Origin of the sequence: uncultured Flavobacterium sp., assembly GCF_963975005.1 — a bacterium.
Lineage (GTDB): Bacteria > Bacteroidota > Bacteroidia > Flavobacteriales > Flavobacteriaceae > Flavobacterium.
The window spans coordinates 17805-32827 of sequence record NZ_CAXBFR010000020.1 but is presented as its reverse complement, the minus strand read 5'-3'; the positions used below and the strand labels follow the sequence as shown (position 1 = coordinate 32827).

16 protein-coding genes are annotated in these 15023 nt (G+C 30.3%); 12 read left to right on the top strand and 4 right to left on the bottom strand.

What is annotated here, in order from left to right; all coding sequences use genetic code 11:
- From AACZ53_RS04295 to dnaG, 5 genes are all read left to right on the top strand, one after another.
- Nucleotides 1–347, top strand: a 347-nt coding sequence (locus AACZ53_RS04295) for a polyprenyl synthetase family protein (RefSeq protein WP_339835078.1), incomplete at its 5' end; no start/stop codon positions are given.
- A 186-nt stretch (nucleotides 348–533) separates the two neighbouring features.
- Nucleotides 534–1097, top strand: a complete 564-nt coding sequence (locus AACZ53_RS04290) for a sigma-70 family RNA polymerase sigma factor (RefSeq protein ID WP_339835077.1) — start codon at nucleotides 534–536, stop codon at nucleotides 1095–1097.
- On the top strand, nucleotides 1084–1851 hold the full coding sequence (locus tag AACZ53_RS04285; protein ID WP_339835076.1) for a hypothetical protein: 768 nt from the start codon (nucleotides 1084–1086) through the stop codon (nucleotides 1849–1851). Before AACZ53_RS04290 ends, AACZ53_RS04285 begins: the two co-directional genes overlap by 14 nt.
- Nucleotides 1852–1884: 33 nt before the next feature.
- The gene (locus AACZ53_RS04280) at nucleotides 1885–2958 is read left to right on the top strand and encodes a hypothetical protein (RefSeq protein WP_339835074.1); all 1074 of its coding nucleotides are present in this window, start codon (nucleotides 1885–1887) and stop codon (nucleotides 2956–2958) included.
- Between the two features lie 109 nt (nucleotides 2959–3067).
- Entirely contained in the window at nucleotides 3068–5044 is a 1977-nt protein-coding gene (gene dnaG, locus AACZ53_RS04275; RefSeq protein ID WP_339835072.1) for a DNA primase, read from the top strand.
- Nucleotides 5045–5046: 2 nt separating this feature from the next.
- Here the strand turns inward: dnaG and AACZ53_RS04270 are convergent, their stop codons facing one another.
- Together AACZ53_RS04270 and nadE are read right to left on the bottom strand one after the other, a co-directional pair.
- Nucleotides 5047–5670: a response regulator transcription factor gene (locus tag AACZ53_RS04270; protein ID WP_339835070.1), complete on the bottom strand. Its 624-nt coding sequence runs from the start codon at nucleotides 5668–5670 to the stop codon at nucleotides 5047–5049.
- A gap of 65 nt (nucleotides 5671–5735) precedes the next feature.
- A complete protein-coding gene (gene nadE, locus AACZ53_RS04265) occupies nucleotides 5736–6542 on the bottom strand; it encodes an NAD(+) synthase (protein WP_339835068.1) in 807 nt (268 codons plus the stop codon).
- 80 nt (nucleotides 6543–6622) lie between these two features.
- Between nadE and gldB the strand changes: the two genes are divergently transcribed.
- The gene (gldB, locus tag AACZ53_RS04260; RefSeq protein WP_339835067.1) at nucleotides 6623–7585 is read left to right on the top strand and encodes a gliding motility lipoprotein GldB; all 963 of its coding nucleotides are present in this window, start codon (nucleotides 6623–6625) and stop codon (nucleotides 7583–7585) included.
- Nucleotides 7585–7917, top strand: a complete 333-nt coding sequence (gene gldC / locus AACZ53_RS04255; protein WP_339835065.1) for a gliding motility protein GldC — start codon at nucleotides 7585–7587, stop codon at nucleotides 7915–7917. Before gldB ends, gldC begins: the two co-directional genes overlap by 1 nt.
- 79 nt (nucleotides 7918–7996) lie before the next feature.
- Here gldC and yihA read toward each other — a convergent pair whose 3' ends face one another.
- Complete coding sequence (gene yihA, locus AACZ53_RS04250; RefSeq protein WP_026718289.1) at nucleotides 7997–8617, bottom strand: ribosome biogenesis GTP-binding protein YihA/YsxC; 621 nt, start codon at nucleotides 8615–8617, stop codon at nucleotides 7997–7999.
- A gap of 40 nt (nucleotides 8618–8657) precedes the next feature.
- Nucleotides 8658–9413, bottom strand: coding sequence for an alpha/beta hydrolase (locus AACZ53_RS04245; protein WP_026718290.1), 756 nt, complete (start codon nucleotides 9411–9413; stop codon nucleotides 8658–8660).
- A 362-nt stretch (nucleotides 9414–9775) separates the two neighbouring features.
- Between AACZ53_RS04245 and mraZ the strand changes: the two genes are divergently transcribed.
- From mraZ to AACZ53_RS04220, 5 genes are all read left to right on the top strand, one after another.
- Nucleotides 9776–10246 carry a division/cell wall cluster transcriptional repressor MraZ gene (gene mraZ, locus AACZ53_RS04240; protein ID WP_339835060.1) on the top strand — a complete coding sequence of 157 codons (471 nt, stop codon included), beginning with the start codon at nucleotides 9776–9778 and terminating at the stop codon, nucleotides 10244–10246.
- Entirely contained in the window at nucleotides 10221–11129 is a 909-nt protein-coding gene (gene rsmH, locus AACZ53_RS04235) for a 16S rRNA (cytosine(1402)-N(4))-methyltransferase RsmH (protein ID WP_339835059.1), read from the top strand. Before mraZ ends, rsmH begins: the two co-directional genes overlap by 26 nt.
- Nucleotides 11130–11230: 101 nt before the next feature.
- Complete coding sequence (locus tag AACZ53_RS04230; RefSeq protein ID WP_339835057.1) at nucleotides 11231–11578, top strand: FtsL-like putative cell division protein; 348 nt, start codon at nucleotides 11231–11233, stop codon at nucleotides 11576–11578.
- Entirely contained in the window at nucleotides 11569–13560 is a 1992-nt protein-coding gene (locus tag AACZ53_RS04225; protein ID WP_339835055.1) for a penicillin-binding protein, read from the top strand. The genes AACZ53_RS04230 and AACZ53_RS04225 overlap by 10 nt, the downstream gene beginning before the upstream one ends.
- Nucleotides 13557–15020: a UDP-N-acetylmuramoyl-L-alanyl-D-glutamate--2,6-diaminopimelate ligase gene (locus AACZ53_RS04220; RefSeq protein ID WP_339835053.1), complete on the top strand. Its 1464-nt coding sequence runs from the start codon at nucleotides 13557–13559 to the stop codon at nucleotides 15018–15020. Before AACZ53_RS04225 ends, AACZ53_RS04220 begins: the two co-directional genes overlap by 4 nt.
- Nucleotides 15021–15023 lie beyond the last annotated feature (3 nt).

Here is a 15023-nt window from a genome sequence, read left to right as displayed (position 1 = left end):
AAATTAAAGATGATTTATTCGATTACACAGATGATGCCATTGGAAAACCAACAGGAATAGATATCAAAGAACAAAAAATGACTTTGCCCTTAATTTATGCTTTGAATAATTGTTCGACCAAAGAAAAAAAGTGGGTAATTAATTCGGTTAAGAACCACAATAAAGACAAATCAAGAGTAAAAGAAGTAATCCAATTTGTAAAAGACAAAAACGGATTAGTGTATGCAGAACAAAAAATGGTGCAATTCCAACAAGAAGCACTTCAACTCCTACAAGATTTTCCAGAATCAGAATATAAAGCCTCTTTAGTTTTAATGGTGAACTACGTTATTGAAAGAAAAAAGTAATATTCAGTATTCAGTAAATAGTGTTTAGTTATTCCCAGTCTTGTCATTCCGTAGGAATCTCAAATAATTTTAAGAAGTTTACAATTGGAATTTACAATTGGAATTTGGAATTTATTACATCAGTACAACCATTTCAAATTCATTCTCGTCTATGTTAATAGAAGACCGATTTACTGAACACTTTTTATGAAGGTAATACAATTACATCAACAAGAAAAAAACCTAATTCAATTGGCTGTCGAAAATAACCGACAAGCACAACACCAGTTGTATGCTAATTTTTCACCTAAGATGTTAAGTGTTTGCCGACAATATATTAAAGATGTACATCATGCTGAAGATGTTATGATAACTGCTTTTATGAAAGTATTTACCAACATAAAAAAGTTTGAGCATAATGGAAGTTTTGAAGGTTGGATAAGAAGAATCATGGTGAATGAATGTATTGATTATTTGCGAGTCAAGAAGAATAATTTTAATCATCAGAATATAGAAGAAACAGTTTTGCCGAACGATTTTTCAGAAGAGCAAGATTTTTCAACAGACGATATTCAATTGTTGATTGATAATTTGCCAGAAGGTTGTAAAATGGTTTTCAATCTTTATATAATTGAAGGATATAAACACAACGAAATAGCAAAGATGTTAAAGATTAATGAAGGAACATCAAAATCACAATTAGCTCACGCACGCAAATTATTGCAAGAGCAAATTAACAAACTAAAGAATAATCAAAATGGGACTAAATAATTTTGAAAAACAAGTTCAACAAAAATTAAGCAATCGCGAGATAAAACCCAGTTTAAATTCTTGGGATAGACTCGATGCTATGTTAAGTGTTGAAGATAAACCAAAGAAAAAGAGATTTTTTTGGATAAATATTGCAGCTTCATTTATAGTGTTTGCTTCTGTTGGATATTATTTTTATAATCTAAACAGAACTGTTGAGCCAATTAAGCAAGAGTCAATAATTGTTGAGGAGAATTCAGAGTTCAGAATTCAGAATTCAGAAAATACAGAGGATAATACAAAAAATAGAGAAAGTATTAAAGAAGTTCTAGTAGAAAATAATATTCTTATAAATGAGAATAAAAACAGTTCAATTAGTAAACAGCAAGTAGCTGTTGTTTCTACAACCAACAACCAACAACCAATAACCAATAACCAAAAAGAGGTTTCAATCATTAATCAATCAAAAGAAAACAATAACAATAAGGTTTCTTTTGCTGGAACAAATAATCAACGACTAACAATTGAAAACAAATACATTTCAGCCGAAAAACTATTAGCAGAAGTTAGTAACACAAAATTTGAAGCTAAAAAATCAGATAAAGAAATAAAAAAAACTAGAAAAGGAATTTCTGTAAATCCAAATGTATTGTTGTCAAATGCTGAAACAGAAATATATCAATCTTTTAGAGAATCCGCTTTAGAAAAATTAAATAAAAACTTCAATTCAATAAAAACTGTTTTAGCGAATAGAAATTACGAAGACGAATTATAATAATCATCAATCATTAATCAAAAAACGAAAATCATGCAAAAAATTATTTTTTACACTGTTATTATGTTAGTTTCATTTGTGGGACAGACATTCGCACAAGAAAAAACCTTTGAAGAACAAGCTCGAGAAATTGGTAATCAAATTGAAATGATTACTAAAGAAGAAAAAAAAGCACTAAAAGTTGAAATTGAAGCATTAGATAAACAAATTATTAAAGGTGAAATTACCAAAGAAAAAGCAGAGGAACTTAAACTAAAAATAGCACAAGAACGTGCTTCAAATATTGAAACAAAAGTAGCAATTGAAGAAGAAAAACTAAATCAATTGGTTCAAGATAAGGTAGATGGTAAAGTTGATTTTGCTTCTGATACATTAACTTATAAGTTTGGAAATAGATTGATGATTTCATTTGAAAAATATAAAAAAGATACAATTAATAATAAACCAAAAGAATACAAAGAGCGAAGAACAACTTCTCAATTCGTGTTTGCATTGGGATTGAATAATCTAATCACCAAAGGAGAAAATATAGAGAAATCTGATTTTCGTGTTGCAGGTTCACATTTTTATGAATGGGGAATAACATACAATTCAAGAATATTAAAAAGTAATAACTTATTACATGCAAAATATGGTTTTTCTGTAATGTATAATAATCTTCGACCAACAGATAATCGATTGTTTGTTAAAAACGGTAATCAAACAGAATTGCAAACTGCAGCAGTTGATTTAAAAGAATCAAGATTTCGTAATGTACAATTAGTTTTTCCAGCTCATTTAGAGTTTGATTTTACACCAAAAAAACTATCAAATGATGGTACAAAAACTTACTACAGAACACATGAGTTATTTAGATTAGGTCTAGGTGGTTATGGTGGATTTAACCTTAAATCAAAACAAATCACTAGGTATGAATTAGATGGTGACAAAGTAAAAGACAAACAAAAAGGAGATTTTAATACTTCAAATTTTGTTTATGGATTAAGTGGCTACATAGGTTATGGTCAAACAAGTTTATATGTAAAATACGATATGAATCCATTATTCAAAGATAATGCAGTTGATCAAAACAATATTTCACTAGGACTTCGTTTCGATTTTAATTAAATTTGAGTTTAGTTTTATACTTTCCTGCAAGGTTTTCATAATCTTGCAGGTTTTTTTGTTTTATAACTTTTCTACTTTGTATCTTTGAGACTTTCAAACTAAAAAAAAATTGATAGCACAAGCTTCCATAGAAACTGTTTTTGAAACTGCTCGAGTAGAGGAGGTAATCGGTGATTTTGTTAATCTAAAACGGGCAGGAAGTAATCTAAAAGGATTAAGTCCTTTTGTAGATGAAAAATCTCCTTCGTTTATGGTTTCTCCAGTAAAGCAAATATGGAAAGATTTCTCTAGTGGAAAAGGAGGAAATGTTGTTTCATTCTTAATGGAACATGAACATTTTACTTATCCAGAAGCTATACGTTATTTAGCCAAAAAATATAATATTGAATTAGAAGAAACCGTTCAAACAGATGACGATTTGGCTATTGCTAATGAAAAAGAAAGTATGTATTTGGTTTCTGAATTTGCCAGTAAATATTTTCAAGATATTTTATGGAATAACGATGAAGGAAAAGCCATTGGTTTAAGTTATTTCAAAGAAAGAGGTTTTACTTCTGACACTATAAAAAAGTTCAATTTAGGATATTCTCCAGAAAGTTGGGACGCTTTTACAAAAGAAGCTTTAGGAAAAGGTTATAAATTAGATTATTTAGACAAAACTGGACTTTCCATTGTAAAGGAAGACAAGCAATTTGACCGTTTTAAAGGGCGTGTTATGTTTCCCATTCAAAGCATGAGTGGAAGGGTTTTGGGTTTTGGAGGTCGAATTTTAACGAATGATAAAAAAGCAGCCAAATACTTAAATTCACCTGAAAGTGATATTTACCATAAAAGTAAAGTGCTTTACGGAATTTATCACGCTAAACAAGCTATTGCAAAACAAAATAACTGTTATTTAGTAGAAGGTTATACCGATGTTATTCAATTCAATCAAGCCGGAATTGAGAATGTAGTTTCTTCTTCTGGAACAGCTTTAACTCCAGATCAAATTCGATTAGTTAATCGTCTAACGCCAAACATTACTGTTCTTTTTGATGGTGATGCTGCGGGTTTGCGTGCTTCTGTTCGTGGAATTGATTTAATTTTGGAAGCTGGAATGAACGTAAAGGTTTGTACGTTTCCTGATGGTGAAGATCCAGATAGTTTTGCCAAAAAAACTTCTTATGATGATTTGATTGTTTATTTAGATGAAAACGCTAAAGATTTTATCCAATTTAAAGCGTCATTATTGATGCTTGATGCGAAAAATGATCCTATCAAGAAAGCCGATTTGATTCGTGATATGGTTGTGAGTATTTCAAAAATTCCAGATAGAATTAAACGCGAAATCTACATTCAAGAATGTGCCCGAATAATGGATATTTCTGAAGATGTCTTATTTAATACATTGGCTCAATTGGTCAAAAAAGATATTTCAGAAACTAATAAACACTATAAATCAGATCAAAAAGCCTTTGATGTTGTTAAAAACGATACGCTTGCTCAAAGTGCAAAAGTTGATATTCAATATGTGTTAGAACATCAAATTATTCAAATTTTGTTATTGTATGGTGATCTTGAAGAAGATTTTGAAGATATTACTCACAAGGCTAACGAAGAAGGTGAGTTGTATGAGCATAAAGAAATTAATAAATATAAAGTATATCAACGTATTTACTTGAGCTTACAAGAAGATGAGGTTCAATTAGCAAATCCAATATTTAGTGCGATTTATAATGATATAATAGCTTATTACAACAGGATTGAAAAATTTGACATAGAGCATTACTTGCAACAAATTCCAGAAGAAATTGCGCAAGAAGTCACATCAATCTTAATGAATGAAGAAAGAGAAGTTATCCATAATTGGGAAGGTCAGCAAATAGTTGTGAAACTCAAAGAGCAGACCGTTCCTCAATTCGTAACAGAAACAATTTTAACCTTAAGATGGTATTTAGTAAATAAAATTATTGACGAACTCAAATCTGACATAATTGAAAAGAAACAAGATGATAATACCGAAATTTTATCTATGGTAAGAGATTATTTAGGATTAACTAACGTGTTTTCTAAAAAACTAGGCAGAGTAATAAGTAGACATCATTAACATTAAACCAATTGAAATATCTTTGCTTTATTTATTAAGTCAATTAAATTAGTAACATTTAATTTATGTAATAAACGAAGTTTGTAAGTGCTAATGGTTTTTTCGTCTAACCCTAAAGTTTTAGCAATTTCCTTATTCTTTTTACCGTCAGCTAAATATTTTAAAACCTCGATTTCTCTAGCGGATAATTTCTTGTGTAAACGTTCGCTATTTTTAGATTCGTTTTGGTTTAATTTTTTTACAGCTTCACTTGTGTAAATATTTCCCATTGCAACTGATTTTATAGCAGCTGCAAAATCCTTCATGCTTGAGCTCTTTTCTAAATAACCTCTAATTCCAACTTTTAATGCATTGTTTGCATAAAGTGTTTCAGAAACATTTGAGAAAATAAAGAATTTTGTGGTAGAATAATCCTTGACTAAAATTTTGACATCTCTAATGCTAGATAGGCCAGTTAGTTCAATATCCATTATAACTAAGTGAACAACTTTATTGTCCAATAGTTCGTGTAAGTCTTCTAAAGAAGACACGTTTCCTATAACATCAAAATCAACAGAATCTTTTAGGTATGATTTTATGCCTTGATAAATTACAGGATTCTTATCAGCGACGCAAATTTTAATCATTTTATTTATTATATGTGTAAGTAAAGATATAAAATTATAATAATAAATAACTACTTATCAGGCCTTTATTTTAACTCCTGTGGGATTTTACATACAGGAATAGGTCTCATTTTATGTTGGTTAAGAAAATTCAACTTTTTAAAAATTGAAAAAACTTTCAATTTTCTACCTGTAAAGTCGTTTTCAGTTTTGCCATTTTCTATTTGTTTCATTGCCCACTCCAATTCGTCGTAATTTGCTCCTAATTGATCTTCATCACTTCTGTCGTCTCCAAAAAGACCATCAGTAGGTTTTGCTACCAAAATATTATCAGGAACCTTGACGAAGTTAGCTAATTGTCGAACTTCACTTTTTAATAAATCAGCAATCGGACTCAAATCGACGCCTCCATCGCCATATTTGGTGTAAAATCCAACTCCAAAATCTTCTACCTTATTACCTGTTCCAGAAACTAAAAAACCATGAATTCCAGCTAAATAGTATAATGTTGTCATTCGTAATCTAGCTCTCGTGTTAGCTAAAGATAGATTATAAGCAGCTTCGTTTTCGGAAGATGGTACATCTTTTTTAAAGGTTTCAAAAGTTGGTGTTAAGTCAACTCTTGAATTGGTTACATTTGCAAATCTCTTTTTTAATTGATCAATATGTTCGTTTGCTCTATTAACATGACTTTCTGCTTGATGTATGGGCATTTCGACACATAATGTTGGTAAACCTGTCTGCGCACAAAGGGTAGAAGTTAAAGCACTATCAATTCCACCAGATATTCCCACAACAAAACCCTTAACTTTTGCGTTAGTAGCATAATCAAGTAACCATTTTACTATATGATTGTTAATTTTTTCTGCTTGAAATTGAGATGAAACTGTCATAATTTTATGAAATAATTTATACTATTAAACGTATATTTGCAACTTGATTTATTTTCTATAAAAATATAAATTTTTTTACTATGAAGAAGTATTTCTTTTTATTAATATCGGTTTTAACTATTATTTCGTGCAAAAAAGAAACAAAACAAGAAGTTGATGTTTCAGCTATTCCTGTGAGTTTTAAAATTGAACGTTTTGATCAAAAGTTTTATACTTCTGAACCTCAAGATTTACAAAAGCTTAAAGCTGAATATCCTTTTTTGTTTCCAGAAATATATGCAGATACTGTTTGGATAAATAAAATGAAAGATCCTATTTCAAGAGAATTATTTAATGAGGTGCAAAAAAAATATGTTTCATTAGAGAAATTGGAGCCTCAAATTGAAGATTTATTAAAACATGTTAAGTATTATTTTCCCGAAAAGAAAACACCTAGAGTAATTACTGTCATTACTGAAGTTGATGTAGATGCTAAATCTATTTTTGTAGATGATTATTTGTTTATTTCGTTAGATTGCTATTTAGGAAATGAACATCGTTTTTATGAAACATTTCCAGAATACAAAAGAATTGAATTTGAAGAATCTCAAATTTTACCAGACATTGTTAGTAGTTTTTCTTATGGTAAAATTGCTCCACCAAAAAACAGAACATTACTTTCTTTGATGATTTATAAAGGAAAGGAATTGTATATGAAAGATTTATTAATTCCAGATGTGTCTGATTTTGATAAAATTGCTTACACAGAAGATAAATATAGATGGTGTCAAGAGAATGAGTCTGAAATATGGAGTAATTTTATTGAGAATAAATTATTGTATGACACAAACCCAAAAAATGAACAGCGTTTTATGAACGAAGCTCCATTCTCTAAATTTTATTTAGAAATCGACAATGAATCACCAGGAAGGGTTGGTGCTTGGGTTGGTTGGCAAATTGTTAGAAGTTATGCAGAAAATCATCCAGATGTAAAATTACAAGATTTACTAGCAATGGATGCAAAAAAAATATTTGAAGAATCAAAATACAAACCAAAAAAGTAATGGCAAATAAAAAATCAGAAATAAAATTCTTAGTTGAATTAGACGAAAATAAAATTCCAGAAAAATTAAGATGGACAGCACAAGATGGTGGTGTTGAATTAGAAGAGACTAAAGCAATCATGTTAGCTATTTGGGATAACAAAGCCAAAGAGTCTTTGCGAATTGATTTATGGACAAAAGATATGCCTGTAGACGAAATGAAGCAATTTTTTCACCAAACATTAGTGGCCATGACCGATACTTATAATAGAGCTACGGCCGATGATAAAATGACAGCAACTATGAAAGATTTTTGCGATTATTTTGCCGAAAAATTAGAGTTGACTAAATAAGTATAGCTGTTGGATAATAAAGTTTATATTTTTTTATTGATTCTGAAATACATTCAGAATCAATAAAAAAATAGATAAATTAAAATTCATTCATGTTTTTAAACATATCTTGATTTACGTCATCAATAAATTCTAAAACTCCTTCTCTACCAAGTCCTTCTGTAGATGAAGTTGTAAAATATTGAGGCATTTCAGCCCAATTATTAGCTAATAATTTCTTTTTGTAAGCAGCAATATGCGAATCGACTTTAGTTTTTCCAATTTTATCAGCTTTAGTAAAAATGATGCAAAAAGGAACTTCCGTTTCTCCTAAATAAGTAATGAATTCCAAATCTATTTTTTGTGCTTCTAAACGAATGTCAATTAAAACAAAAGCACATACTAATTGCTCTCTTTTTTCAAAATAATCTGTAATAAATTGTTGAAAAACAGCTTTTGTTTTCTTTGACACTTTAGCGTAACCATAACCCGGTAAATCAACTAAATACCAATTATTGTTGATTTTAAAATGATTAATTAGCTGTGTTTTACCTGGTCTCGCAGAAGTTTTTGCCAATTTTTTTCGCTCTGTCAACATGTTAATCAAAGATGATTTCCCAACATTAGAACGACCAATGAACGCATATTCTGGTAAAGGTTCATTCGGACATTTAATAACTTCTGAGTTACTTATTATAAATTCGGCTGTATTGATTTTCATTGCATGTAAAATAAAATTCCCCAATTAAAGGGGAATAATGTTATAAGTTGTGTTTTTGTAGCCAGTTTAATAAAATGTCATTAAATTCTTCTGGTCTTTCCATCATGGCTGCATGACCGCATTTGTCAATCCAAAATAATTCAGAATTTGGCAATAATTTATCAAACTCTTCGGCTACATTTGGAGGTGTCACTTTATCGTTTTTTCCCCAAATAATACAAGTTGGAGTTTCCATTTTAGGCAAATCTGCTGCCATATTATGGCGAATGGCACTTTTAGCAATAGTTAATGTTTTAATTAATTTAATTCTATCATTAACAGTTGCAAATACTTCATCAATTATTTCTTTGGTGGCAATTTTTGGATCATAAAAAACATCTTCAGCTTTCTTCTTAATGTATTCATAATCTCCACGTTTTGGATAACTTTCTCCCATAGCACTTTCGTATAATCCAGAACTTCCTGTAATCACTAAGCCTTTCATTAATTCAGGATACATTTTTGTGTGATATAAAGCAATATGGCCACCAAGTGAATTTCCTAATAATATAACTTTATCTAGTTTTTTATGAATAATAAAATCATGAACAAATTTTGAAAATGCTTTTACATTGGTTTTTAAGATACTTTGACTGTAAATAGGTAATAAAGGAATAATTACTTTATAACCTTTTGAGGGTAAAAAATTGGTTACACCATCAAAGTTACTTAAGCCGCCCATTAAGCCATGAAGCACAATAACTGGTGTTCCTTCACCAACTTCATAGTAGGTATATTTTTTTTCTTTTTTTAACATAAAAAAATTTCGTATTAGAAATATGTGCAAATATAAGACTTTTAAAAATAGTTAAACAAAAAAATAATAGTTAGAAATATTTGTTATTTTCCTACAAAATTTAATGACAAATATTTAATAGTTAGCTTATTAACAAATTGAAGCTTTGGTTCATAACTTCAATATTTAGGTTTTAACTTTTATTTAATAATCGTAGAAGCTAAGTATTTGTTCGAGTTGTCAAGTTTTACAAATTTTTCAAATTTTCATTTCATCCCATTTTTTGGTTAAAACACAGATAAACTTATCAACAAAGTGGTAGATAGTGGTAAATAGTGGTAAAAAATTTCTATTTTTGTCATTATTAAAGTCAAAATCCCATTGTGAATACATTAATTGGAACATATGAATGTAAGGTAGATGCCAAAGGAAGGCTTATGATACCAGCGCCACTAAAGAAACAATTTGCTTCTTTAGAGGATGGTTTTGTATTGAAGCGTTCTGTTTTTCAGCCTTGTTTAGAATTGTTTCCAATGAGTGAGTGGAATATAATGATGGCTAAGATCAACAAGCTGAATCGATTTGTAAAAAAGAACAATGATTTCATTAGAAGATTTACTGCAGGTGTAAAAGTTGTGGAAATTGATGCTACTGGAAGGTTGTTGATTCCAAAAGACTTAATCGTTTTTGGTCAAATTGAAAAAGATTTAGTGTTGTCTTCTGCTGTTAATATTATTGAAATTTGGGATAAAACTTTATATGAAAACGCAATTGAAAATGCTACTGACGATTTTGCTGATTTAGCAGAAGAGGTAATGGGTGGCCAAAATGAAAACGAAGATGGAATATCATAATCCAGTATTATTGAAAGAGACAGTTGATGGATTAAATATTCATCCAGATGGAGTGTACGTTGATGTCACTTTTGGAGGTGGTGGTCATTCAAGAGAAATGATTTCAAGACTAGGAGTAAATGGGAAATTATTTGCTTTCGATCAAGATTTAGATGCTTTAAAAAACGCTCTTGATGATGACAGATTTACATTAATAAATGAAAATTTTAGATTTATAAAAAGGTTCTTGCGTTTTCACGGAATAAAACAAGTAGATGGAATTTTAGCTGATTTAGGTGTTTCATCACATCAATTTGATGTAGCAGAAAGAGGATTTTCAACTCGTTTTGAAGCGGAATTAGATATGCGAATGAATCAGAAAGGAGAGCTTTCAGCATATCATGTAATTAACGAATATGAAGAAGCTGCTCTAAAAAGTGTCTTGTTAGAATTCGGTGAATTAAAAAATGCTGGAGCAATGGCAAATGTTATTGTTAATGCAAGAAGAGAAACTCCAATTAAAAATTCAGAACAATTAAAAGCAATTTTAAGCCGCTTTTTACCAGGTCATAAAAGCAATAAAATATTAGCTCAAATCTATCAAGCAATTCGAATAGAAGTAAATCAAGAAATGGAAGCTTTAAAAGAATTTTTAACTCAATCTCTAGAAATTCTTAAACCAGGTGGAAGATTAAGTGTGATTTCATATCATTCTTTAGAAGATAGGCTTGTAAAGCGATTTGTAAAAAATGGAATGTTTGAAGGTGAGCCTGAAAAAGATTTCTTCGGAAATTTTGAAGTGCCCTTCAAAACAATCGAAAAGTTAATAATTCCGTCTAAAGAAGAGATTGCGATTAATAATAGAGCAAGAAGTGCAAAATTAAGAGTAGCCGAAAAAAAATAACAATATGTATTCGCAGTAAATAGCAAGTTTTTGTAAAGAAAACCGACAAGAATAAAAAAGCGATATCATATCTGATCTATAAAAAATAAACTTTTACATACATGAAAGCAAATATTTACAGTTTGTTAAAAGCAAAATTTTTGGTGAGCGATGACTCATTAAAGAACTGGAAGTTTATTGTGTTTCTGATTGTTTTAGCCATGTTGATGATTGCAAATAACCATAGATATGATGCCAAGAATTATAGAATTACTGAGTTGACAAACGAAGTTAAAGAATTGCGTTCAAAATTTGTGGACACACGTTCTGATTTGATGAAACTTAAAATGGAATCAACAATAACGACGAAAATGGAAGCTAGAGGCATAAGACCTTCTGAAGTTTCGCCCCAAAAAATAAAAGTTTTAAAAACAGAAGAAAAAAGTATAGTTGATAAAATATGGCAATAGAGGAAAAAAATAATTCATTAAGAATGTATTTGGTTGCAGGTATCATGTTTGTGATAGCTGTTCTCGTTGTTATAAAGCTAACCAATATTCAATGGGTTGATGGGCCATATTACCGTCAATTGGCTAAAGATTTAACGGTTAAGAATTTTAAAATTCCTTCAAATAAAGGGAATATTTACTCTTCTGATGGAAGTTTATTAGCTACATCAATTCCAGAATATACGGTTCGTTTCGATGCAATAGCTCCAAAAAAGGAAGATTTTGAAGAAAACGTAAGCATGCTTGCAGATTCATTATCTATTCTTTTGCAAAAACCGGCAGGTCAAATTTTAACAGAATTAAGAAGAGCAAGAGCTTCACAAAATAGATACTTATTAATAGCTAGAAAATTAAGCTATACCGAGTATATGAAGATTAAAGGATTTCCATTGTTTAACAAAGGGACTTATAAAGGAGGAATCATTACAGAACAGAAAACTGTTCGCGAGCATCCAATCGGAAAAATTGCTGAAAGAACTATTGGTTATGAAAGATTAAATGCTGACGGATCAACAAATGGAAAAGGAATTGAATATGCCTTTAAAAAATATTTAGACGGAAGTAATGGCCATAGAATGATGCAGAAAATCGCAAAAAATCAATGGAAACCAATTAGTGATGTTAATGAATTGGAGCCTCAAGATGGTTATGATATTATTTCAACAATAGATGTTTATATCCAAGATATTGCCCATCATGCTTTGTTAAAACAATTAGAATATTACCAAGCAGATCATGGCTGTGTAGTAGTAATGGAAACAAAAACGGGTGAAGTAAAAGCGATTTCAAACCTTGGTAGAGACCAAGACGGAACCTATTACGAAACTCAAAATTACGCTGTAGCGGAATCAACAGAACCTGGTTCAACATTTAAGTTGGTAGATTTAATTGCTTTATTGGATGATAAAAAAGTAGATACTAGCAAGGTATTTGACACACAAGATGGAGTTGTGAAGTATTATGGAAAATCAGTTCGTGATTCTCACAAAGGGGGTTATGGAAAAATATCTTTAGCTAGAGGATTTGAACTTTCGTCAAACACCGTTTTGGTGCAAGCAGTTTATGAGAATTATAAAGATAATCCAAGCGAATTTGTAAATAGAATTAATAGTTATGGTTTAAATAAGCCTTTGGGGTTACAATTTATTGGAGAAGGAGTGCCAAAAATACCACAGCCAGGCACAAAAGCTTGGTCTGGTATTGCTTTGCCATGGATGGCTTATGGTTATGGTGTGTCAGTAACTCCATTGCAAACATTGTCACTTTACAATGCAATAGCTAATGATGGAAAGATGATTAAACCCTTTTTTGTAAAGGAAATTAAAGAATGGAATAAATCAATTCAAAAATTTGAAACAGAAGTAATCAATGAAAAAATATGTTCTGATGAAACCCTAAACAAGGTAAGAGCAATTTTGTCGAATGTTGTTAAAAAAGGAACAGGTTCAAAATTATATTCGCCAAATTTTTCGATGGCCGGAAAAACAGGAACTGTTCAAATGAATTATAGAGATAAATCGAAGCTTTATTACGCTTCTTCTTTTGTGGGGTATTTTCCTGCTGACAAACCAAAATATTCATGCATTGTAGTTGTGCATAAGCCAAATGTAGAATCAGGTTATTATGGCGCTGATGTTGCTGGACCAGTTTTTAAACGTATTGCGCAAAAAATATATACTGATGCTCCTTCGACAAATGAGGTTAAGCAATTAGATAATAAAATTCCAAGCCAAGAAAAATCATATGCTAAATTATATGATGTAAAAACAAGTGAGAATATAATGCCAAATGTAAAAGGAATGCCCGTTATGGACGCTATTGTTCTTTTGGAAAATCTTGGGTTAAAAGTAAAAGTAATTGGAAGTGGAAAAGTTGTAAGACAATCAGTAGACAAAGGACAACGGTTCAATAAAAATCAAGTTATAACATTAGAATTATCGTGAAAATTTTAAAAGACATATTATACAAAGTAGCCATTGAAGCCGTAAAAGGATCAACAGATGTTGCTATAAATTCAATAGATTTTGATTCAAGAAAAATCTCATTGAATGATGTATTTGTAGCTATAAGAGGTTCAGTTTCTGATGGGCATAATTATATTGAAAAAGCAGTAAATCAGGGAGCAATCGCAGTTGTCTGTGAAGAGTTTCCCGAAAGAATAATTAATGGTGTGACTTACATTCAAGTAAAAAACACCAACGAAGCTTTAGCTTTTTTAGCCAATAATTTTTACGAAAATCCATCTTCACAATTAAGATTGGTTGGAATTACAGGAACAAATGGAAAAACAACAGTTGCTTCATTATTATATCAATTATTCAAAAAAGCTGGTTACAAAGTTGGATTACTTTCAACCGTAAAAATCCTTGTAGATCAACACGAATACAAAGCAACTCATACAACTCCAGATTCGCTAACAATCAATCATTACTTAAATGAAATGGTTAATGAGGGTTGCGAATTCTGTTTCATGGAAGTTAGTTCTCATGGAATTCACCAAAAACGTACAGAAGGGTTACAGTTTGAAGGTGGAGTTTTTACCAATTTATCTCACGATCATTTAGATTATCATAGCTCATTTGCTGAATATAGAGATGTAAAAAAAGCTTTTTTTGATGGTTTGTCTAAAAGTGCCTTTGCTTTAACGAATGTTGATGATAAAAACGGAAGTGTAATGCTTCAAAATACAAAAGCTAGAAAATTGTCTTATGCTTTAAAGTCTTATGCAGATTATAAAGCACAAATATTAGAAAGTCAATTAACAGGTTTATTATTAAAAATAAATGACAACGAAGTTTGGGTAAAACTTATCGGAAACTTCAATGCCTATAATATGTTAGCTATTTATGGAGTAGCTATTGAATTAGGAATAGAAAAAATTGAAGCATTACGCTTGTTAAGTGAATTAGTAAGTGTTGCGGGAAGATTTCAATTTATCATTTCAAAATCAAAAATCACAGCTATCGTTGATTATGCTCACACACCTGATGCACTTGAGAATGTTTTGCAGACCATTTCAGAAATCAGAACTAAAAATGAACAATTAATTACAGTTGTAGGTTGCGGTGGAGATAGAGATAAAACAAAACGACCTATAATGGCAGAAGTTGCTTCTAGAATGAGTGACAAAGCTATTTTGACTTCAGATAATCCAAGAACAGAAGTTCCTGAAGCTATTATCGAAGACATGGAAAAAGGGGTTGAACCTCAGAATTTTAAGAAAACAGTTTCAATTGTGGATAGAAAGCAAGCTATAAAAACCGCTTGTATTATGGCAAATGAAAACGATATAATCCTAATTGCAGGAAAAGGTCACGAAAACTACCAAGAAATAAATGGTGTTAGACATGATTTTGATGATTTAAAAATAGTAACCGAGTTATTAACTCAACTAAACAAATAATAG

Coding starts and splice junctions, on each gene's coding strand:
- AACZ53_RS04290 (WP_339835077.1), top strand. CDS start 534: ATGAAGGTAATACAATTACATCAACAAGAAAAAAACCTAATTCAATTG.
- AACZ53_RS04285 (WP_339835076.1), top strand. CDS start 1,084: ATGGGACTAAATAATTTTGAAAAACAAGTTCAACAAAAATTAAGCAAT.
- AACZ53_RS04280 (WP_339835074.1), top strand. CDS start 1,885: ATGCAAAAAATTATTTTTTACACTGTTATTATGTTAGTTTCATTTGTG.
- AACZ53_RS04270 (WP_339835070.1), bottom strand. CDS start 5,670: ATGATTAAAATTTGCGTCGCTGATAAGAATCCTGTAATTTATCAAGGC.
- nadE (WP_339835068.1), bottom strand. CDS start 6,542: ATGACAGTTTCATCTCAATTTCAAGCAGAAAAAATTAACAATCATATA.
- gldB (WP_339835067.1), top strand. CDS start 6,623: ATGAAGAAGTATTTCTTTTTATTAATATCGGTTTTAACTATTATTTCG.
- gldC (WP_339835065.1), top strand. CDS start 7,585: ATGGCAAATAAAAAATCAGAAATAAAATTCTTAGTTGAATTAGACGAA.
- yihA (WP_026718289.1), bottom strand. CDS start 8,617: ATGAAAATCAATACAGCCGAATTTATAATAAGTAACTCAGAAGTTATT.
- AACZ53_RS04245 (WP_026718290.1), bottom strand. CDS start 9,413: ATGTTAAAAAAAGAAAAAAAATATACCTACTATGAAGTTGGTGAAGGA.
- rsmH (WP_339835059.1), top strand. CDS start 10,221: ATGAAAACGAAGATGGAATATCATAATCCAGTATTATTGAAAGAGACA.
- AACZ53_RS04230 (WP_339835057.1), top strand. CDS start 11,231: ATGAAAGCAAATATTTACAGTTTGTTAAAAGCAAAATTTTTGGTGAGC.
- AACZ53_RS04225 (WP_339835055.1), top strand. CDS start 11,569: ATGGCAATAGAGGAAAAAAATAATTCATTAAGAATGTATTTGGTTGCA.